The 21565-nt window shown below is 49.7% G+C and carries 15 protein-coding genes and 3 pseudogenes; 3 read left to right on the forward strand and 15 right to left on the reverse strand.

Annotated elements, in window-relative coordinates; translation table 11 throughout:
- Positions 1 to 467: 467 nt before the first annotated feature.
- Positions 468 to 620, forward strand: a pseudogene (locus tag BUC32_RS18050) (IS3 family transposase); the annotation flags it as partial.
- Between the two features lie 2 nt (positions 621 to 622).
- Here BUC32_RS18050 and BUC32_RS18055 read toward each other — a convergent pair.
- From BUC32_RS18055 to glmS, 14 genes are all read right to left on the reverse strand, one after another.
- Positions 623 to 1843 carry a glycosyltransferase family 4 protein gene (locus BUC32_RS18055; RefSeq protein ID WP_073256339.1) on the reverse strand — a complete coding sequence of 407 codons (1221 nt, stop codon included), beginning with the start codon at positions 1841 to 1843 and terminating at the stop codon, positions 623 to 625.
- 4 nt (positions 1844 to 1847) lie between these two features.
- Complete coding sequence (locus BUC32_RS18060) at positions 1848 to 3320, reverse strand: heparinase II/III family protein (RefSeq protein ID WP_245815213.1); 1473 nt, start codon at positions 3318 to 3320, stop codon at positions 1848 to 1850.
- 177 nt (positions 3321 to 3497) lie between these two features.
- On the reverse strand, positions 3498 to 5624 hold the full coding sequence (locus BUC32_RS18065; RefSeq protein ID WP_073256403.1) for a bi-domain-containing oxidoreductase: 2127 nt from the start codon (positions 5622 to 5624) through the stop codon (positions 3498 to 3500).
- Between the two features lie 72 nt (positions 5625 to 5696).
- On the reverse strand, positions 5697 to 6434 hold the full coding sequence (locus BUC32_RS18070; protein WP_073256345.1) for an AglZ/HisF2 family acetamidino modification protein: 738 nt from the start codon (positions 6432 to 6434) through the stop codon (positions 5697 to 5699).
- Positions 6434 to 7051, reverse strand: coding sequence for an imidazole glycerol phosphate synthase subunit HisH (hisH, locus tag BUC32_RS18075; RefSeq protein ID WP_073256348.1), 618 nt, complete (start codon positions 7049 to 7051; stop codon positions 6434 to 6436). The genes BUC32_RS18070 and hisH overlap by 1 nt, the downstream gene beginning before the upstream one ends.
- Positions 7052 to 7058: 7 nt before the next feature.
- The gene (locus BUC32_RS18080; protein WP_073256351.1) at positions 7059 to 8198 is read right to left on the reverse strand and encodes an N-acetyl sugar amidotransferase; all 1140 of its coding nucleotides are present in this window, start codon (positions 8196 to 8198) and stop codon (positions 7059 to 7061) included.
- Between the two features lie 51 nt (positions 8199 to 8249).
- A complete protein-coding gene (locus BUC32_RS18085) occupies positions 8250 to 9371 on the reverse strand; it encodes a glycosyltransferase family protein (protein ID WP_139280779.1) in 1122 nt (373 codons plus the stop codon).
- Positions 9371 to 10558 (reverse strand): hypothetical protein, encoded by a 1188-nt coding sequence (locus tag BUC32_RS18090; RefSeq protein ID WP_073256357.1) that lies wholly within the window; start codon positions 10556 to 10558, stop codon positions 9371 to 9373. Before BUC32_RS18090 ends, BUC32_RS18085 begins: the two co-directional genes overlap by 1 nt.
- A gap of 8 nt (positions 10559 to 10566) precedes the next feature.
- Entirely contained in the window at positions 10567 to 11085 is a 519-nt protein-coding gene (locus BUC32_RS18095; protein ID WP_083599394.1) for an acyltransferase, read from the reverse strand.
- Positions 11082 to 12476, reverse strand: a complete 1395-nt coding sequence (locus tag BUC32_RS18100; protein WP_073256360.1) for an oligosaccharide repeat unit polymerase — start codon at positions 12474 to 12476, stop codon at positions 11082 to 11084. The genes BUC32_RS18095 and BUC32_RS18100 overlap by 4 nt, the downstream gene beginning before the upstream one ends.
- A gap of 99 nt (positions 12477 to 12575) precedes the next feature.
- Positions 12576 to 14381: an acyltransferase family protein gene (locus BUC32_RS18105; protein WP_073256363.1), complete on the reverse strand. Its 1806-nt coding sequence runs from the start codon at positions 14379 to 14381 to the stop codon at positions 12576 to 12578.
- Positions 14382 to 14509: 128 nt separating this feature from the next.
- A complete protein-coding gene (wecC, locus tag BUC32_RS18110; RefSeq protein ID WP_073256366.1) occupies positions 14510 to 15772 on the reverse strand; it encodes a UDP-N-acetyl-D-mannosamine dehydrogenase in 1263 nt (420 codons plus the stop codon).
- 9 nt (positions 15773 to 15781) lie between these two features.
- Positions 15782 to 16939 carry a non-hydrolyzing UDP-N-acetylglucosamine 2-epimerase gene (gene wecB / locus BUC32_RS18115; RefSeq protein WP_073256369.1) on the reverse strand — a complete coding sequence of 386 codons (1158 nt, stop codon included), beginning with the start codon at positions 16937 to 16939 and terminating at the stop codon, positions 15782 to 15784.
- Positions 16940 to 16945: 6 nt separating this feature from the next.
- Entirely contained in the window at positions 16946 to 18787 is a 1842-nt protein-coding gene (gene glmS / locus BUC32_RS18120; RefSeq protein WP_073256372.1) for a glutamine--fructose-6-phosphate transaminase (isomerizing), read from the reverse strand.
- A 344-nt stretch (positions 18788 to 19131) separates the two neighbouring features.
- Here glmS and BUC32_RS18125 point away from each other — a divergent pair.
- Positions 19132 to 19501 (forward strand): annotated as a pseudogene (locus BUC32_RS18125) (transposase); the annotation flags it as partial.
- Here BUC32_RS18125 and tnpA read toward each other — a convergent pair.
- A pseudogene (gene tnpA, locus BUC32_RS18130) lies at positions 19497 to 19856 on the reverse strand (IS200/IS605 family transposase); the annotation flags it as partial. The pseudogenes BUC32_RS18125 and tnpA sit on opposite strands and share 5 nt — an antisense overlap.
- Positions 19857 to 20140: 284 nt before the next feature.
- Here tnpA and BUC32_RS18135 point away from each other — a divergent pair.
- Entirely contained in the window at positions 20141 to 21565 is a 1425-nt protein-coding gene (locus tag BUC32_RS18135; protein WP_073256378.1) for a mannose-1-phosphate guanylyltransferase/mannose-6-phosphate isomerase, read from the forward strand.

Below are 21565 nucleotides of genomic sequence, written 5' to 3' on the forward strand. Positions count from 1 at the left end.
AGCGCTGCTGACATAAAACATCCTCCCAATCAGGATGAATCACAAATCAAACCAAATGGGAATCCCATGATTCAGCTTTCAAGCTCGCCGCTTTAACTTCGTCGGTTGTGGCGGAGATAACGTCAGATAGACAATTGCTATGGCAAGAGCACCAGTGGCCACGAGCGCAACGCCATGTCGTAATGAAATGCTTTCGGAAGTGGCGGGGCGCACAAGTACTATCTTTCTCTTGGTTCGTAAGGGATGCATAGGACGTGACCTTCGCCGATACAATATCTATTGGCTCAAATGAAATCCTTCTTGTTGTCGAAGTTTTCAACTGTATCCCGGCACGACCTTTGAGACAGAGCAGCAGTTTTGCTTAGCGAGAGCTTTCGGTTTATCGAAATCCATGAAGGGATACGAGATGAGAACGAAGACAGGGCCGAATGGATCCACCGTTGTGTTTAAGAAATGGAGGACTTAAAATGGCAAACAAGCGATTAAAGCCGGAAGAAATTGTCTCGAAGTTACGCCAGGTTGAAGTTCTGACGGGGAAAGGAACGCCGCGTCTGGATGCGATCCGACAGATTGGGGTTGCTGAACAAAGCTATTACCGCTGGCGCAAGCAATATGGGGGAGATCATTTTGCCGCGTTTTCCAATACTTCAAGCACATCGTTCGCCAATTTTTTGCGATCAAAGCTCTGCGCCCCACGCAATCCATTCTTACGTAGTTCGTCACGCAGCCCCGGGTTTGACTTTAAGCTCACCAGTGCAGCCGCCAAGGCCTCTGCATTTTCCGGTTCAAACGTAACACCAACTTTGTAACTTGTGACAATATCCGCAGATTCGCCCTCGACACCATGCAAAATCGGCACCCCCATCCCCATGCATTCGAACATTTTGGACGGTATGACCGTTCTGAAAAGGTCGTTCTTTTTCAGATGGATGATCGAAACGTCCAATAGCGACCAATAGCGCACAACCTCTTCTTTCGAAACACTCTCGAGAAAGATAATGTTTGATAAACCTCGCGCGCCTTTAATAACGGCGTCACGGCCTGCGCCGTTCCCCAACATTAGAAGCTTGATGTCTCGGCCCCCAACGTTCTTCTCCAGAAGCCTCGCCGCGTCCACCACGGTTTCCAGCGCATGCGCCATTCCATGTGTGCCGATGTAACCTGCAACAAACTTGCCATTCAGATTGAGCTCTTTCTCCAGATCTGAATCCTTGTGTCTTGGGAAAAACCGCGACGTATCCACGCCATTGGTCACCACGTGAATTTTCTCGCCATCTATACCGCGCCTGACAAGGTTGTCTTTAAACGAATTAGTCACTGAAATGATGACTTTCGACCGGCGGTAAAGGAACAGTTCAATTTTTTCGAAAGCATCAAGAATTTTGGAATCTTTCATCGCGCCGACAGCCCGGATTGACTCAGGCCAGATGTCGCGAAGTTCGAATACAAACGGTTTTTGCTTGATAGCAGCGGCGGCCCATGCCGCACAGGCCGTGAAAAACTGTGGTGACGTTCCGACAATGATATCGACGCGACGAACAAAAATCGACGCGAGAAAACTTGTCAGCATGTAGCTTTGGTAGTCCAAAATCCGCTTCGCGAAGCCTTGATTGCCCGTAATATAGCTCCACACCCGAATGACGCGAATTCCTTCCACGTCTTCGCTTTGCCAGAGCTTGTTCTTGTAGCCTTCAAACACCTTCCCGTGCGGGAAGTTGGGTGCGCAGGTGATGATTGTAACCTTGTGGCCTTTTTTGACCCATTCACGCGCATGCTCGAAGGTCCGCGAGGCCGGAGCGTTAACTTCGGGAGGAAAGTTGTCTGTTAGAAAGAGAATATGCATGAAATTAACGCCACCGTAGGATCAAATCTGCGCGTTGAGTATCAAACGAAATGACAAGGCATTTATTGTCTTGCGATACCCCAAATTCAGGATGCCAGGTTGTCCGATCCAAACGAACTGTCCCTTCTTGGGCTGAAAACATTACGCATTGACCATCGGCTAGGATCAGGCAACCGCTTGTCGCATCTTCCATTTCGACCTCTACGTCTGGATGCAAATGATAGCGCGCTTCCGCTGGCGCAAGCCGACTGATCTTGTCAATGATAGTCAGGGAATTGGTGGTCAAGTGGAGATCTCTCCGATGATCCAAGCCTTCAACCATCCGCCGATACCCATCATGACTTGCCGAAGCTAGCAGCGTATTGCCTTCCTGCGATACGCTTCGATTCCTAATCCGGGCGCGGGCACCAACACGGAAGCCCGACCAGACCTCGGACGAGTTTTCGCCAATCACTGTCACCGTATTGTGAGCAGGTGTGCCACGTTGACGTAGCCGCTCAGCGCCTATCCCATAAACAGAGGTGCCCGAATTGACGAAAAGCCTCTGACCGTACAGCGACATTTCGATCGACAACGTATCGGCATGGGCATGGCCAGGCAGGTAGTCCGGACCAATGGGGGCCAAATCAGCCAACACTAGAGCAGGACCTGAGGCTAGGCGACACAAGCCACTGTTGGGAAGATCCAAAATGCCGTGATCTTCGAGCGATGGGAGTTCAAACCCCAGGCGCTCAGCATAGGAAAACAACACAGCATTTTCAGGGGCAACACCAAAGGCCGCGTCATTAAAAAATGAAGTCCGCCCGTCGGGATGACTTGTGACAAACAGCCATCGAAGCATCCTCGGAATGATTTCCCGCCAACGCTCAAGCTGTGCAGCCCTTGATTCTGAACCGAAGCTATCTGGATGCGCGGCGGTGATATTGACTAAGTCCAGCATGTCTTCCACCGCCAATGCGTGATACATTGGTGAAAGTTCGAACTGGCCGCCATCAGGCAAAATTTGCTCAGGGACCTCGCGGGCAAGGATTGACAAACCTCGGTCCAACCACCGTTTTGCCTCGGGTCCCGTAAAGTACAACCCAGCATGCACAAGTGCCTTCGCATTAGCAAATAGGTGATTGCCAAGAAGGTGCCATTCTAGACGCTTAGAGAGCCACCTTGCTTGCACCGCCAGGCTTTTCTCCGCATCAGACGACAGAAAATTTCCTGAGTGCGCCCATTTCACCCAGTTCACTATTCTAAGGGAGGTGGGGTACGGCTCCCAACCATTTCCAGATGCCGGAGGGTTATCTGCGACCCACAGGTCGATGAGATCTTTGTGCCATGAGAGACGGTCCTCTGAACTGGCCGCATTCAGGTCGTCAAAATAGTGCTGATTGTAACGCCAGAGTTTTGATCTCCGGTCGTTCTGCCATCCGATTTCGGCTAGTTCACCGTCCTCATTCAAGAACCGCCAGGCCGTCGGACCAATCATGTTTGCAAGCCTGCGGGCAGGTATCTGGTAAGTAGCGTGTGTTGATCTTAGGCCATGTGGAGCAGATAAGTCAGGTCCAGGGCGGGCAAGGCGAAACCAAATACGACCAGAAATTTGCGCCGGTCGTAAGTGGCGCACAGTACGCCAGAGAAGGCCAATCCTGCCAGGCATTTTCGCTTAGCCTCTCGCGGCTACGGCGGCTTCGATGGTAACGCGAGTGACCTCGAAAATCTCCGATTTCGGAATTGGTGTCTTGGTGCCTTGGCGTACCGCATCGATGAATGCCTTAGAACAGACTGTTTGTCCTTTATCCTGGCGCCAGAGGTTCATTTTGGAGAACCCGGGCCACCCCCAACCTTTGAGTTTTCGAAAATTGTCCAGCTGTAGAACCCGCCCTGCGGCAAAGACTTCGATCCGTTCCTTGGGAAATCCTTTGTGGCCATTGGCCAGGTAATGGATTGTTGCAAACGAACCGTCTTCAAAGCCTAGTGTGATTGACACCTTGTCATCGCGGACAGCTAAAGCAGGTGACCGGCCGATTGGTTGCACGTGATGCGAGGTGACCGGCGATCCAGCCAAGTGAAGAGCTAGGTCGATGAAATGACAGCCTTCTCCGATGATACGACCGCCGCCAATCTCTGCATCCTGCGTCCAATGATCAGGTGGGATGTCTCCTGCGTTCACAGTGATTACGATTGATTTTGGTTGGGCCACCGGTGCGAGCAGTTCTTTCATTTTAATCACGTGAGGTGCAAAACGACGGTTGAAGCCGATCATCAAGTGTTGGTCTGGGCGCAACTTTGCCTCCGCCTGGATCGCCCCTAATTCTTCTGTGGTCAAGCACAGAGGTTTCTCGCAAAAGACATGTTTGCCAGCTTTCAAAGCTCCAAGCACCTGGAGGGCATGAGCGTCGTGGCGAGTTGCAACGACAACCGTGTCGATATCCGGATTATTCAGTACGGTTGCACCATCAGTTGACGCTTCGGAAAAACCAAATTTCCGACCAAAATGCACGGCGCTCACACCGCCACTGCTTACAACCGTGTGTAAACTAGCACCGGCGGATTTGAACGCAGGGATCAAGACGCGCCCAGCGTAATTTCCAGCACCCAAGAATGCCACATTTGCCTTTGCTGTTTTAGCAGTAGGTGCGGCGCCAGTAACAAGCGCCACCTGTCGAGCCGGGGGTGCCGACATGCCTGTGTTCGGATAGGTCAGTAAGATTCCAAGGGCTGGCTCTGCCGAAGTCAGAAGATTCATCGCCTTCTCACCTTCAGAGATATCGAAACGGTGGGTGATCAGTGGTTTCAGATCAAGTGCTCCGCTGCTCATCATATCCAAGACAGCTTCGAAGTTGCGCTGCTCTGTCCATCGCACAAAACCAACTGGATAGTCCTGACCTTTATCTTCGTAGTTGCTGTCATAGCGGCCGGGTCCATAGGAACAAGACACTTGGAAACTAAGTTCCTTTTCATAAAATTCAGCGCGACTGAGTTCCAGTCCGACGACACCGACAAGGACAATTCGACCCCGTTGCCTGCACATCCGAGCCGCTTGAGAGACTGGTTCATTGCTTTTGGTTGCGGCTGTAATGATGACTGCATCGACCCCAGATCCTCTGGAGAACGCCTCCGCCTTGGCAAGAACGTCTTCCCCAACGCCAGGGTTGACGGTCTCAGCCCCAAATCTACGAGCCAGCTTTAATCGCTCGGGGTCATAATCTATGCCTAACACGCGACAGCCTTGGGCCCTCAACATCTGTACGGTCAGTAGGCCGATAAGACCTAACCCAGTGACAACAACTGTTTCACCGAGTGTTGGATTGGTTAGTCGAATACCCTGTAGTCCTATGGCTGCCAAAACTGTAAATGCGGCGGACTCATCATCGACGTTATCGGGGATTCGAGCACAAAGGTTCTTTGGAACAGCGACCACTTCGGCGTGTTTGCCGTTGGAGGCAATGCGATCACCAACCTTGAACCTGTCCGCGTTGCTTTCGATTACAGTGCCAACGTTGCAATAGCCCAAAGCCAAAGGCTGATCGAGTTTACTTCGCACCGCTTCCAGCGTGGTGCCCACACCGTCAGTCTTGGCCTTATCCAGAACCATCTTGACCTTGTCGGGCTGACTGAGAGCCTTTTGGATGAGGTTGCCCCTTCCGAATTCTACGAGCATGCGTTCGGTTCCGGCAGACACTAGTGTTGTATTGGTATGGATCAACAACTGGCCCCTGCCGGCACAGGGAGCAGGCACCTCTTCAAGAGAGGTAGAGCCATCCTTGAGCGATTGTAGTATCTGCTTCATTGCTTCTATTCCGTGTGAGGAAGCCACGAACTTGCCTGCCATGTTGGGCAACTCTGTGTTCCGAATTTCCGTTTATGGTCGTGCATAGCTAATTAGAACCGCGCGATACGGTCCCTTGAAGACGAACATGCTACCTGCCGCCGCTCCCACTATACCCACGTTTTCAATCAGTTCGGCCATATGCTTCGATGTGCCCGCGCCGCCCAAAATAGTCAGCGGCGAGGTGGTGTTGTCGCGTGCTAGCCGAGCCAAAGTTAAATCATAGCCTTGCATCATGCCATCTCGATCTATCGAGTTGATCACGATTTCCCCTGCGCCGCGGTCGGTAGCTTCGGCGATAAAATCCGCCAGCTTAGGCTTGTGCTTACGAGTGCCGTTGTGACTGTATATCGAATAGCCACCCAGCAAACTCTTCTTAACGTCAATCGTAACAACAACACTTTGTCGACCAATACGGTTTGCCATCTCATTTATCAGATCTGGGCGGACCAAGGCCGCGGCACTGACTGAAACCTTTTCAAATCCGATCTTGACGATATCGGCTGCCTGCTCGGCGTCAGAAATGCCGCCGCCATAGCACAGTGGCATTCGGCTTTCTTTTGCTATCGTTCCCAAAAAATTCATGTCTGGAGTCGATTTCTCTACCGTAGCATCAATGTCAAAAAAAACTAACTCGTCGACCTCTTTTTCATTGTAGATTTTCACCGCATTCAGCGGATCCCCAACATATTTATCATCCTTGAACTGGCGGGTTTTCACGAGGCCTCTGTCTCGCATTAACAGGCTGGGGGTAATTCGAGATTGCAGCATCAAGACAACTCCGCAAAGTTTTGAATCAGGCGCATTCCATTGGAGTGACTTTTTTCCGGGTGGAATTGGACACCATACACATTACCATTGCGCACAGCACAGGGCAGGTCACGGCCATAATTCACGCGAGCCAGAACGTTTCCCTCCGCGGCTACATCGAAATAATAGCTATGCAGGAAGTAGAAACCACGCTTGGCATCAATACCCGAAAACAGCGGTTCTTCTCCATTCAGGGTCACAGCATTCCACCCCATGTGAGGCAGATGGGGACGGGTCGTCAGGCTGCTGGCGTCGATTTTTCGAACACGCCCGGGTACCCAATCTAAACCGTCGCGCTGACCTTCATCACTACCTTGGGAAAGCAGGTGCATGCCGACGCAAATCCCTAGGATGCGTTTACCCTTGCCGTGAACTTCGTCACGTAGCGTGTCGAGGATCCCCGATCCGGTCAGATGGGCAATGGTCGGATCAAATGCACCGACGCCTGGCAGCAGAAATCTGTCGGCCTGCCGAAGCTCCGTCGGGTTACTGGACAAAAAATGGTCAATTTTCTTCTGCTTCAGCAGATTCATGATCGCGGCCACATTGCCCGACCCATATTCAATTATTCCAATCATTGCCTGATCACCGTTTTACAGATTTTTCAAGACCCAGCATCTTCATTGCTTCTGATCCCAGAGAGAAGAGTTTTTCTTGGTTCTTGTAGTCACGGTGTGTCTTTAGAGGCATCTCGTGATATTTGCGTAATTCTTCAACGGAAATATCCAACTTAGTTGCTATATACTCAAAATCCTCGTCAATCATCTCTGGGTCATAGGCAGGTTGCGTTAGTTTCTCCAGAGCTTCTTCACGCGTCATTTGACCTGTCAGGATCAGCGAAGAATATTGCACCTTGCGGGTGTCATACCCGAACCTGGTCGGTAGCCAATAAGCCTCAAAAAATTTGGTGAACCGGCTTTCAAAATGCTTCTGCGGATAAGCCTTCCAGCCATATGTTTCGGATAAGGTGTCAATCGCCAACTTCTTTGTATAAGGGAGAAAATTTAGAGGCTTAACGACTCTAATTCCCTTCAAATAACGCAGATAGACCTTGTGATAAAGAATTGGAGAGAACGGGTAAGTTTTCAGCTCACGGGTGCCAAAGAGTTTCTGAATGTTCTTGATTTGCAGTATATCACTCCCATGATACAGCCAATCCAGCGGATTGCGAACACACTCAGTGGAATAATTGCCACCATTCATGATGTACTTGATGTTGTGTTTATCCGCAAAACGGTACAGCGTCGCGATAAAGGCATGGTCTTGCGGAATATCCAAATGTGACACGCCCGACTTGAAGAAAGAAAGCTGAAAGTCGCGCATTTCTTCCCAATTGATCACCTCGGTGTAGAGATCGAGCCCCAGTTTATCGATCAACATCTGGATGTTGTTGACGGCAATATCAGAATTCCAGCCACCATCGACGTGAAAAACTAGAGGACGCAACCCATATTCCTTGACAATAAGATGCAGCATGTAAGAACTGTCCAAACCGCCGGACATGCCCAAAATACAATCAAACTCCTTACCTTTGCCCTTTGCCCTGATGTCCTTGATCACCTGGCCGAGAGCCGCGTGGCTTTCTGCATCCGGGTGCCAGTTCGGTAGGACATTTTCGCGAAAACCGCTGCAGTGGTCACAAACACCGTTGTCATCGAAAACTATTCCCGGATCGGTTGTGTCCATCACGCATTTGATGCAGATTTTTAAACTATTGTTCAGCATTCTTGTCTTTCGTGGTTCTCAACTATGATTTGCTTCGAGCATTGTATTTTCTTAGGCTGCTAGGAAATCGGAAAAAAGTGGCTCTAGTTGATTTTCAAAGGCAGAAAATTCACCTTCAAAGCTCTTCAATGAGCGCTGAGCGTTATCCAACTTCTGAGGTTCCTTCAAGAACTGTTCGAGTAAGTCTGCTAGGGCCATGTGATCGTTATAGCGAAATGAAAAAGCCGCGCCTGCGTCAACGAATCTCTGGGCCGTTGCCACCTCAGAGTTGACGATGAAAGGCGTGCCTAGGAAGACGCAATCACCCCATTTGTTGGATTCAGCATGATGGTTGATAGCAACGGATGGATCATAGAGCGTTAATGCAATGCTTGATTGACGATACAGTTTTAGGGCTTCGACCTGAGGTAACTCACCTCTAAAATCAGCGTAAGAATGTTCAATAAGTTGTTGCCCGTCATCGGATGAAATACGCCCCGCGACGAGAACTCTACATGATAGGTTTCGTCGCGCCAGTTCATCGATCGCCTTAATAATGATCCGGGAGCCGGTGTCCCACGCAATCCACCCATTTACGTAAACTGAAAGCCCCTGATCAAGACTTGTCCGCGGAACCCGCATAGCTTCTTCATAGTCTGCCGACATTGGTGTGTTACGAAGAAGCGTCATTCCTTCGTGTTTCCACTCATAACGGGTCCAGCCTGGTACCACGTGACGATAGCATTTCATCGATGTCCACTTTTCCAGACGCACCAAAAACTTGTGGACAGGCTTGGGCAGCTTCAACAACATCGAAAACCTGTCAGCGTCGTCAAAAATGATAGTACTTCGCCTAAAAATCGCAGCAAGTCGCGCAGGAAACGCGGTTTCCCAACCCAAACACCAGCACTTGCTTGCTCGCGGCAGGAGCAACACCCGGAAAAAAACAGCAAACATCCAAACTGGGTACATCAACCTAGCTTTCTTGCTCGCATATCCTCCCCCCCTTAGTAAAACGCTTTCCTTTATTGATGATCCTTGCCATCGATGGAGTTCGGCTTCTCCGGCTACACGCTCCCAGCCGAAAAATTGTACTTGCATTCCGCTATCTTCTAGATAGCGGCCCATCTTTGCGAGCCTTGTGCGCTTACGTACTGCGGACAAAGGTGCAAACATATTGACCGATGATGCCATTAAGTTATCCTTTTCAGGGTGACGAATGATATGATTCCATACCCAGAAGCGCTTCGCAAAAACCAGTTAGTCATCGAGCCAATTGCAACGCTAAGCATCGGATCCAGTTTAAGAACGTTGAGCATAACCAAGAATACTGCGGCTGCACTGAAAATCGCAAACAATTGCGCGAAAATTAGAACATCATGATGCCTAGGTTTAGCAAATACACCATTGTAGGCACTTGGAAATTGGTAGGCAGTAATCATAACACTGGTCGCCAAGAAAATCAGCCGCAAACTCGTATCCGGATTGCCGATCGAAGGGTTCATAATTTTCCAGGCGCCCAGACCAACAAAGTTCATGGCCACCGCAATAACGAGAGTCAAAAGTAAAGCCAAAGGCCAATTATGTCGTAATTTGTTTCGAAAAGAGTCGTGGTTCTCGCGAACCCATGGTCCCAGAAGAAATCCGAGATACCCATTAAGCAATCCCATCGGAAATAGGAAATATGTCGCGTGAGTAAAATATTCCGCCGCCTGGTCGACAGTCCCAACCGACTGTATGACAAGTTGCTCAGCATACACTGCAAGGGCAAGGAAAGTGGATGTAGCTAGAAACCGAGCTCCGATGCGGTACATCTGATGAAAAGGTTCCGGATTTTGAGGAACTAATTCCGACGGTTTGTAGTGTCTGATAAGAACAGCCGAAACTCCGACGCCACTTAATAACAATGCAACAACCGAGTTTCCTAATGGAAGAGCATTGGGTTGCCAAATCATCAACAGTATCAAGAAAAATGACGCGATACGCCAACCTTGTTGGGTCAGCTGCGCCATAGCTCTTAGGTGATGTGATCTGTAATATTGATATATGGCAATAGCACCGGACGATCCGATGGCGAGAAAAAACGCTTGGAGATAGCTGTCAAGATATCCAAGGCTATGAACCAATGCGGAAACCGGAACAGCAAGCAATGGCACTTGAAACACTAACCGTCGCAACAATCGGGACGAAGATTGTGGGCTGCGAACAAACACCTGATCTAGTCCACAAAGGCACAGAAACCCTACAATGCCGATTGTTGACCGCATTTCGGCCCAAGAAACAATGTCTTGTGGCTCCATGTAACTGGAGACAAGAATATCTGTGGCGCTGAAGAGTCCAAGCCCCAGTCCGTATAGTCCAATTGGAATTATTCTATTCATGGTTGACGTCAAAATTCATCTGAATTGCGGTAGCCGATGTGCCGAGCGGGCACACCAGCAACGATTTCACGAGTGTCAACGTTTTTCGTTACAACGCTCCCGGTAGCAACAATCGCACCCGCTCCGATCCTAGCTACGGATTCCAGAACGACTGCGTTGCTTGCAATCCATACATCCGCCTCAATTTCTAATTGGCTCAGCCTGATGGGGTTTTCGCGCCAATCCATAGGCCCTCGATCAACTGGATGAGTATGCGTGAAAATCTTAGCACCCTCAGAAATTGTTACTCGGTCACCCAATTTGATGCCGCCAGATAAGTCGACCAATGCGCCATACCCAACATGAATATCCTTTCCAAACTCAGATTTTAAACCTGAGACATGCAGCTTTTGAATGCGGACAAAATTGTCCACTACAATTCCAGGAGCATTGAGGAACTTAGCATATGTTTTATCTCGCCAATTTCGAAGCCCGGGAAGCCCAAACAATCCGCTGTTCTTCATCAGGGAGAAAAGAAATTTCATCATTGCGGCATTCCAATGGTCGGAGAGCTTCTTACACGTATGTTTATTAGAAAGCCTATTGAAAAAACTGGTACGAGCAACACAAACAACCGGCCAAAAAAGCCTAAGAATTCAGAGTACAGTAAGCCTGTACTTAGCAATACTGCCAGCAACAAAAAACCTGTCTTGTAAATTGCATTCGAGCTTCTGTGAAATGCACGCATCGCACGGGACGATAGAAAGGCCCAAGCTACGACGGACAGCGTCACACCAAGATAGCCAAAATTCATGTATGCTTCAGTTACCAGACCGGTTGTGTAGGAGTTATTTCCTGCCCGGCCATCAACATAACTTCCTGGATGAATTGTATTGATTAATATCGGGCCAGCCCCGTGCGGTTTTCCTGGCCAAAAACGTCTCGGAACAACGTTTAAGACACCGGCCAAATATGTCCACCCATACTGAAGCTCCATATTCTTCGAATGCTCCTGGAGCCACAGCATGTTCTCATCGTTCCCAAAGGCGCCAGACAGGGCATAAAAAACAATACGTTCCCGGCGCTCAACCAAGTACCCGTAATCGAAGTTTCCGTATCGGAGTTTAGTGATTTGAGTTGCTGCAACGTATAGAGCAAAAACTGTAAGCATCAAAATAAGTGTTTTATTTACCGTATCTCGACGAAGTTTCCAGCCTTTGGGTTTGCGAAGAAAGTGGTTACCTCTGTAAGTAAAGGCAAGGAAAACAGTCATGTTTATTACCGAGAAAAGGAAAAGTGTGTTTCGAGAATTCAGAATAATAGCGTAAAAAACCACTGGAATAACTAAGATAAAGAAAAGGAACAGATTCCTGCGCCGTAACTTTTTTTCGGACAACACCGCCGCTAGTAACAAAGCCGATCCGAGAGTTGTAAGATTGGACAAAATGCGCAAGGGGTTTCGGTGAATGGAAGCGCCATGAAGATCGCGCATAAACTCGAGATAGCCAATACGATTGAAAATCGTCGTCACATCCTGAAAAAGAAAGAACGCTCCAATAGCGTAGAGCGCCACAGAAGCTAGAATTAGAAATTTCGCTTGAGGTCGGGTTAATTTTCCTTCGGAAACCTTTGACGGGAAAGGGCTGAACTGCACACTTTTTGACAAAATCCAGGCCATCAACAGAAAGAGAATTCCAACAGCAGCGTTCAAAACGAGAGTCGGGGGTTCATAGTGATCTTGATAAGCATACGGCCCCTGAGTAAATTTCAACAGAGGAGTAACAAAATGAATCATTGAAAAAAAGACAGTGAACAAAAAGATTGGCTGAACAGCCACCGCACTTGGGCCATATCGCCGTATAGTATGCAAAAGAATGCTCGCAGCAAGAACCAGTCCGGCAGCCAGCAAACCGATATAAAGTTGATCTGTATAATTCATGTAGAAAAAATACCGCCCAAATGCAAGATGGCCATCGTGTTCACGGGGAGATCGGTTTGGCGTTCAAAAAAGTAGCCGACACTGCTATAGCAGAATGCATCAGCGATCAGTCTCTTTGTTCACAAACAAACTGTCCCAAAGAGTTGTGTCACTTAAAACTTTGGAGCCCAAATACCTTGCCCCTGCCAAGGTCAGGTGTGTTCGATCAGGAGATAGGAGCTCTCCGTTTTCATCCGTTATAGGGATCATGCCGTCACTCGCTATGCGATCCAATATTGAGATGTAATACTGCTCAGGAATCATGGAGGACATTTCCCTTTCCTGACTTACTACTGCAGAAATCAGCTTGTTCTGCAAGTTTCCTCGCTCCCGACTTTCCACTCGAATGACCCAATTCAAATTGTACCCGAAATGCTTGGTTCCCAAATAATACAATTCTTTTCTGTTGGCTCGAGCAATGTCGAGGTCACCCTCAACACAGCCCTGCCTGGGAGTTACCGAGGAAGCATACAATAATATGTCGGCGTCATCGTAGAGTTGTTTGAGATCATAAGCATGTAAGTCACCTATGCATCCTACAATATCATTTCTGTAAACTAGATTTAGACCAACATCGGGTGTGGTTTCCAATAGCATGTTAATGGCATCTCGGCCAAAACTATTGCCAATGACCAGAACGTTTTTGAATTCCGTAGCGGGAAATTTGTCCCCAATGTAACTGTTGGCTCTTTTATTGTAGTCGACTGTATTTTCAACCGAAAGAGCGGTTCCTATTCGACTAGGAAATCCTTGATGGGAATTCAGAGAATAGCCGAACGCAACAATTCCCGTTCCAATTGTTACAAAAACAGTCAACGCAATTCTTGTTGGTATGACTCTGGCATTTCGGAATGGCTGCTCGACAAAACGGTAGGATATATACGCCATGGGAAACGCACAGAGTAACGGAATTATTAGCCAGGAGCCTGGATCCTCAGAGACATAGACTCGAAAGAAGGCCAACAGAGGTTGATGAAAAAGGTACAGGCTGTAGCTAATCAGACCAATGGAGACCAAGGCGGAAATTGACAAAAACCTTTTCACATAGCCTCTATCACGTGCAAACAGCAAGATGAGTATTGTACCCAAAACGGCGAAGGCTATGCGGGCCCCCTCTGGGAATCCCCAGTGCGATGGGAAAAGAGTTCCAATAAAAATCAGTGCAAGACCAAAATAGGACGGGAAGGTACGATTTAGATCCTCAATGCCAAAAAGATTTCGCCTTAGGACAACAGCACCAATGGCACCTGTTAGTATTTCCCAGCTGCGCGTCGGTAAAAGGTAAAATATTGCAGCTTCACTTTTGGTGCTCATTGGCACAAACAGAGGTGCCACGGACAAAATGATACTCATGACAAAAGTTGTAACCAATGCTGGAAGAAGTATTTGGTGCCCCCAACGCCACACGAGTAACAAAGCCAGCGGAAAAACAATGTAATATTGTTCCTCAACAGCCAAACTCCATGTGTGAAGCAATGGTTTGAACTCTGCTGCAAGATCCCAATACCCTGTAGTAAGTGTGAGCAATATATTGTTCGAAAAAAGCACGCTTGCTATGAGCGACTGCCCAAAGTTCTCCAGATCATCCGGTAGCATCCAGAACCAAGAAAACGGTAGACATAACAAAAGCATAAAGAATAATGCTGGTAGCAATCGCAGAGCCCGACGCACATAGAAGTTTCTTAAGCTGAAATTCTTGCCCTCAATTTCCGACACGATAATCGTTGTAATCAGGAACCCACTTATTACAAAGAAAATGTCCACACCGACATATCCACCATCAAAACCGGGAATTTGCGCGTGAAATAGCAAGACGGGCACAACCGCAACCGCCCGTAAACCATCTATTTCTTTTCTATACTTCATTTTGGTTGTTTTGAACCAGCCACGCCGAACGTGACGAGTTTCCCTCTACGCGCGAATAATTTTCTGTCCACCGCATTGTCCATAAACAGGACTCTAATTGGTGGCGATCTCTGAATAGCATGTCGATTTCAAAGCCCAACTGTATCAATTACAAAACGCGGTGGCTTTGGGATCTCTTTGAACTCACGGTGTGCAACTAGGTAGACGTGAACGTCGGCACGCTGAAGTGACTCGTTCATGGTGACTAGTTCAGCATTGCTGAGCCCCTCTGGGAGTGCATCGATATTTGGTTCCACTGCCAGCAGTGGGCCTTCGTGCTGTTCACCTAACGATTGTACAATCCGGACTGCCGGACTTTCACGTAGGTCGTCAATGTCAGGTTTGAACGCCAACCCATAGCAGGCAATCGTCACATCTTCTGCCGCAAGTTTCGGATACTGCTTGAGAAAGGCGCCGACCGCCTCATTTATCTTTTTCAGCACCCATACCGGTTTGTTGTCATTGACCTCGCGCGCAGTGCGGATGATACGGCTTTCCGCAGGAGCGTTGGATACAATAAACCAAGGATCAACTGCAATGCAGTGGCCACCTACACCCGGACCCGGGCGAAGGATGTCAACTCGGGGGTGGCGGTTGGCGAGTGCAATTAGTTCCCAAACGCAAATCGACTGCTGATCACATATCAGAGACAATTCGTTAGCAAAGGCGATATTGACGTCCCGGAAGCTATTTTCCGTTAGTTTTGCCATTTCGGCCGCCCGTGGGTTCGAAGCAATCACACATTCACCGGTAACGAAGGCCTGATAGAGTTGAGCAGCTTCCTGTGCGCAGGTCGGTGTCATCCCGCCAATTATCCGGTCGTTTGAAATCAGCTCTTGCATTACTTTACCTGGTAGCACCCGCTCAGGGCAGTGGGCAATACGGATATCGGACTCGGTTCCATGAGTCTGCGGAAAGGAGAGGTCTGGCCGCTCGATCGCGAGCCAATTGGCCATCTGTTCGGTTGCACCGACTGGAGATGTGGATTCCAGGATGACCAGGTTTCCTGACTGGAGCACTGGCGCGATCGCCTTGGATGCGGCCTCGATGTAAGAAAGGTCCGGATCGTGATTGTCCCCTTTGAAAGGAGTAGGCACTGCGATCAGAAACGCCCCAGCTGGTTCTGGCTCAGTAGTAGCCTTAAGAAACCCTTCTGAGACTACCGCACGAACGACCATGTCGAGATCCGGTTCCACGATGTGAACTTCTCCGCGATTGATCGTGTCCACTGTGTCTTGATTGACGTCGACGCCAACAACCCTAATTTTTCGCGACGCAAACATGGCGGCGGTAGGGAGGCCAATATACCCAAGCCCAATGACCGATATCCTTGTGAATTTCGTGTCTTCCATCACTGCTTCCTATTCCATTCCGTCTTGTTTAGTGCGTTTTCTGGCCCAGTTTTGGATCGCCGCCAATATACGTCCCGTCGCTTGGCCGTCTCCATAAGGGTTATGAGCGAAGCTCATTGCTTTATACGCACTTGAATCATCGAGGAGTTTCTCCACTTCAGACACAATCAACCTAGTGTCTGTTCCCACCAATTTAACTGTTCCCGCATCAATAGCCTCTGGTCTTTCCGTCGTATCCCGCATGACAAGAACTGGTTTCCCGAGCGATGGTGCCTCTTCTTGAACGCCACCGGAATCCGTCAAAATCACATCGGCCTTGCTCATTAGGTACACGAATGGAAGATAGTCTTGGGGCGCGATCAGAGACACATTTGAGAACTCAGAGAGGCGTTCTTCAACTGGGCCTTTAACGTTCGGATTGAGGTGTACTGGAAAGACAATCTGGACGTCCTTGCGCGAAGCAAGTTGAACTAACGCGTCGCAAATGCGCTCGAAGCCATCGCCAAAGCTCTCTCGACGATGTCCCGTCACGAGAATAATACGCTTATCTTTTGGGAGAGGGAGTTGCTGGGCTAGGGTGCCAGCCAAATGTTCGTCTTTTTCAATTCGCTCCGATACCCACTGCAGCGCATCGATAACGGTATTGCCCGTGACAAATGTTTGACCTTTCGAAATGCCTTCAGACAAGAGATTGGTTTGTGCACCTTCCGTTGGTGCAAAGTGTAAGCGGGTGATAGCTCCCGTTAGCTTTCGATTGATCTCTTCGGGCCAAGGCGAATAGATGTTTCCCGTTCTTAAGCCGGCTTCGACGTGTCCCACGTCGATTTGTTGATAATAGGCAGCTAAGGACGCCGAGAATGTTGTCGTCGTATCTCCATGTACGAGAACCAGGTTCGGTTGAAATTCCTCCAGAACCGGTTTTAGCCCCTTTAAAACCGATGAGGTTATATCGTGAAGGCTTTGCCCCGCTTTCATGAGGTCGAGATCGTACTCAGGAGTAATGTCAAACAGATCGAGAACCTGATCCAACATCGCTCGATGTTGAGCAGTGACACAAACGCGCGCATCTATTCCTGGGGCAATTTCCAACCCCTTCACCACTGGCGCCATTTTAATCGCCTCTGGGCGAGTTCCAAAGACGGATAGAACTTTAAGGTCTTTCTTCAATGTTTCTCACTCCACGGTAACTGATTTTGCAAGATTTCTGGGCTGATCCACATCCGTACCCTTTAATACTGCGACGTGATAGGCGATCAGCTGAGCTACCACTGCATGCGCAATCGGCGCCCACGCGTCCCACGCCTCAGGTACTTTCAAAACCGAACCTTCGACATCTTTCAGTTTCGAAGCCCCTTTAGGATCGGTGACCCAAATCAGCCGACCGCCTCGAGCGGCAACTTCCTTGCCATTGGACACAAGTTTCTCGAAATGTTCATCGGAGGGCGCGAACACCACAACGGGTACGCTTTGATCAATCAAAGCAATAGGTCCGTGTTTCAACTCCCCCGCTGCATATCCTTCAGCGTGAATGTAGGAGATTTCCTTGAGCTTAAGTGCTGCTTCCAGTGCCAATGGGTACATCACGCCTCGACCTAAGAAGAGAACGTCACCTGCATCAACGAGGTCCTTCGCAACAGCTTGGATGGCACCGTCGAGAGCCAAGATTTCCGTGATCTGCCGTGGCAGCATTGTCAGGTTTGAAAGAAGGTTCTGTTCGTCTGCTTGAGAAACAGTTCCTCTTTGAAGTCCAGCCTTGACAGCAAGGGCCGCAAGGCAGATCAACTGCCCTGTGAAAGCTTTTGTTGAAGCGACACCAATCTCCGGCCCAGCCTGAATTTCAACAATGTGCTCGGCTTCCCGCGCAATTGAGCTCGTGGGCACGTTGACCACAGCAACCCGATGCGCGACCCGATTGCGCAGATGATTTAGGGCCGCAAGTGTGTCGGCCGTCTCACCGGACTGGCTGACGAAGATTGCAATCTCTCGACCACTCAAGGCTACGTTACGATAGCGAAACTCACTAGCAATCTCAACTTCGACAGGAAGGCCGGCGAAATCTTCCAGCCAGTATTTGGCGATGTGACAGGCATAGTGTGCTGTGCCGCAAGCAACGAGAAGAACCCGGTCCACACCAGCAAAATCGATCTCTTCGAGAAACGGCTTCAGCTTACAGCTGTGGTGGTCGACAAGCCCGAGCAGCGCCCGGCGCAAACTGTCTGGTTGCTCATGGATCTCCTTGGCCATGAAGTGCTGGTAGGGTCCCTTGTCCACACTCATGTCTTCGGTGTGGATTTCTGTGATTTCGCGGACGACTTCCATGCCGTTCTCATCTTCGATCAGAACGCGGCCTGGGCTTAGCACTGCCATATCGCCATCTTCGAGATAGGAAATTTGAGACGTGAACGGCGCCAAGGCCACGGCGTCCGACCCAACAAACAACTCAAAGCTCCCGTCGGCTGCCGCGGGCCCATAACCAATTACCAGTGGTGAACCTAATCGTGCGACAATCATCTGGTCTGGAGCACCATCAAACAGAAAAGACAACGCGTAAGCGCCTTCAAGTTTTCTCAAGGTTTTACGGACTGCGTCCTGGGGCTCATCGCCTTGGTGCAAAAACTGATCGCATTGACTTGCCACCACTTCCGTATCTGTCTCAGATTGGAAAACCCAACCGTCTGCTTCAAGCTCCGCGCGAATTTCAGCATAGTTTTCGATGATACCATTGTGAACGACGCTCACTTGGCCGGAACGATGGGGGTGGGCATTGACTTGCGTAGGCGCACCATGGGTGGCCCAACGGGTATGGCCAATACCGACCTTTCCCTCCAAGGGGTACCGCGCCACTTCGTCCCTCAGGGATGTTAGTTTTCCAACGGATCGACGCATAGCAGGCCCGTTGTTTGTCAGCACGGCAACACCAGCGCTATCATAGCCTCGATACTCTAGTCGTGACAGGCCCTCTAAAAGCCGATCTACGACAACTGTTTGGCCCAAAATGCCAATAATTCCACACATTCAAATGATACCTCAAAATTCTTCTTAAACTTGACGTTCAAATTTGCCGGCCTTCCTGTTGCCGCAATCTACGAGCAGGAGACCACTGTTCGTTCTTCCAAAATTCACGCAATAAAACTGCATTAAGCAATTAGCATCACCATTGCACTCAAAATTTCTCATTTCCTTTAGACGAAGTGACGCACTCGACTCAAACACGCGGTAAGGCAAACCTTGACTTCCTCAAATTATTGCGAACAAAAACACCCTAGAGTTTAGCTGAACGACTCAAGCTCGCGGTAAGGTAAAAATCAGGACCAACTCAAACTACCGATAGAGCAACGGCTGACGCATAACTCAATTCGCTGACCGTCTCTTCGCCCTTCAGCCCCGGCGAGAAGATCGTCAAAGACATCAAACGGGCTTCGCGCAAACAATATTCTTCTGAGGAGAAGATCAGGATCGTTCTGGATGGCCTGCGTGGTGAAGACAGCATTGCTGAGCTTTGCCGTCGTGAGGGGATTTCCCAGGGCGTTTACTACAAGTGGTCCAAAGACTTCATAGAAGCCGGGAAGAAGCGGCTTGCCGGTGACACAGCACGTGCAGCGACAACCGACGAGGTCAAGGAGCTGCGGCGCGAAGCTCGTGATCTGAAAGAGGTCGTGGCGGAGCAAACGCTCGAACTTCGGCTGCTCAAAAAAGCATGGTCGGGGATGGGGGCGACCAAGAATGAGATAGTCGAGAAATACCCGCGCGCGCAGAAGCGCCTACCCCAGTAGCGCTTGCGCAGTTCCGGGAACTCCCTTTGGATACGCCGTGATGACCGCCCTTTGATGTGCTGCATGACATCCGACAGCGAGAGCTTCGGCGGGATCGACAGGAACATGTGGACATGATCGCGCGCTAGCACACCACGCACGATATGGACGCCCATTTCCGCGCAGGTCTGCCGGATGATTTCCCTGATCCGCTCGCGCATTCCGCCCTGCAAAACCTTGTCGCGGTAATTCGTGACCCACACGACATGGAACCTGTGGTAAAATCGCGTGTGCGCGGATGAGGAAGTTGTTAGGTCGGTCCGGGGAAAAATTGGAATTTCTGAAAAAGGTCGAAACTCTGGCGTCTTGAATGTTACCTTCAAAGGTGGAAACAGGGAGAACGCCTCACCACGCAAACTGATGGATGTCAGCCGCTTAGCACGATTGGGTTGGACCAATTCGATCCCTCTGGGTGAGGGCATTGGGGGAACCTATGATTGGTTCTTGAAACAAAAAATAGTGATCTGCGCTCTAAGTAATCTTAACCTACGACTTGCCTTGCAATATCAATTGACACAAAACGCTTTCAACAACTCATCAATTTCAGGAGCTTAACATGATTACCCCTGTTCTTCTTTGCGGCGGCTCCGGCACTCGACTTTGGCCGCTCAGCCGCAAGAGTTATCCCAAACAATTCTCACCTCTGGTGGGAGAGCAATCGCTCTTCCAGGCATCGGCGCAAAGACTGGTCGGGAACGGGTTCACTGAGCCTCTGGTGCTTAGTAATTCTGATTTTCGCTTTATCGTCACCGAACAGTTGGCCGAGATCGGCATCGACCCGGGCGCGATCTTGATCGAGCCTGAGGGGCGCAACACCGCTCCGGCGGTGTTGGCTGCAGCGCTGTGGCTTGAACAGTCCGATCCTGAAGGGCTAATGCTGGTGGCACCGTCCGATCACGTGGTGCCTGATGCGGCCGCGTTTCGAACTGCTGTCAAAGCAGGAGAGGACGCCGCACACAACGGACAGCTCGTCACTTTTGGCATTACTCCCACCCATGCTGAAACTGGTTATGGCTACCTTGAAATGGGTGCTCCTGTCGAAGGAGTGATCTCTGTACCGCTGAAACGTTTTGTCGAGAAACCCGACGTTGCCAAGGCTACTGAGATGTTGGCCGATGGCAATTATTTGTGGAACGCAGGTATCTTTTTGTTTTCGGTTAAAGCCATTCTGGAAGCATTCACAACACACGCCCCGGATTTGGTCACGTCAGTACGCAAGGCTGTGGATCAGAGTATGTCAGATCTCGGCTTTCTGAGGCTTGACCCTGATTGTTGGTCGGAAGTTGAGGACATCTCGATTGATTATGCGGTGATGGAGCGTGCAGACAACCTGTCTGTTGTACCCTTTGCAGCTGGCTGGTCTGACCTTGGTGGATGGGATGCCGTTTGGCGCGAATCCACGCATGACAGGCGTGGTGTGGCCACCTCAGGGGCAGCGACAGCAATTGATTGTGATGATACTCTTTTACGGGCGGAAGATAGTAAGCTCGAAGTTGTAGGCATAGGTCTGAAAAACATCATTGCGGTTGCGATGCCGGATGCCGTTCTTGTCGCCGACGTATCGCGTGCTCAGGATGTTAAATTGGCGGTTGCGGCTCTTAAGGAAAAGCGCGCAAAGCAAGCTACCGAATTCCCCAAGGACCATCGCCCCTGGGGCTGGTTTGAAAGCCTTGCAATTGGAGAACGGTTTCAGGTGAAGCGTATCGTTGTTCACCCCGGAGCGGCTCTTTCATTACAATCCCATCACCACCGGTCTGAACACTGGATTGTGGTCGAAGGCACGGCCAAAGTTACAATCGATGACACCGAAGAGCTAATTTCAGAAAATCAGTCTGTCTACATCCCTCTAGGTGCGGTTCACCGAATGGAGAACCCCGGCAAAGTCCCAATGGTTCTTATCGAGGTCCAGACCGGATCCTACCTTGGGGAAGATGACATCATTCGTTATGAGGATGTCTACGCAAGAGACAAGGAAAACTAG

It is taken from the genome of Shimia gijangensis (assembly GCF_900142085.1).
Classification (GTDB): domain Bacteria; phylum Pseudomonadota; class Alphaproteobacteria; order Rhodobacterales; family Rhodobacteraceae; genus Shimia; species Shimia gijangensis.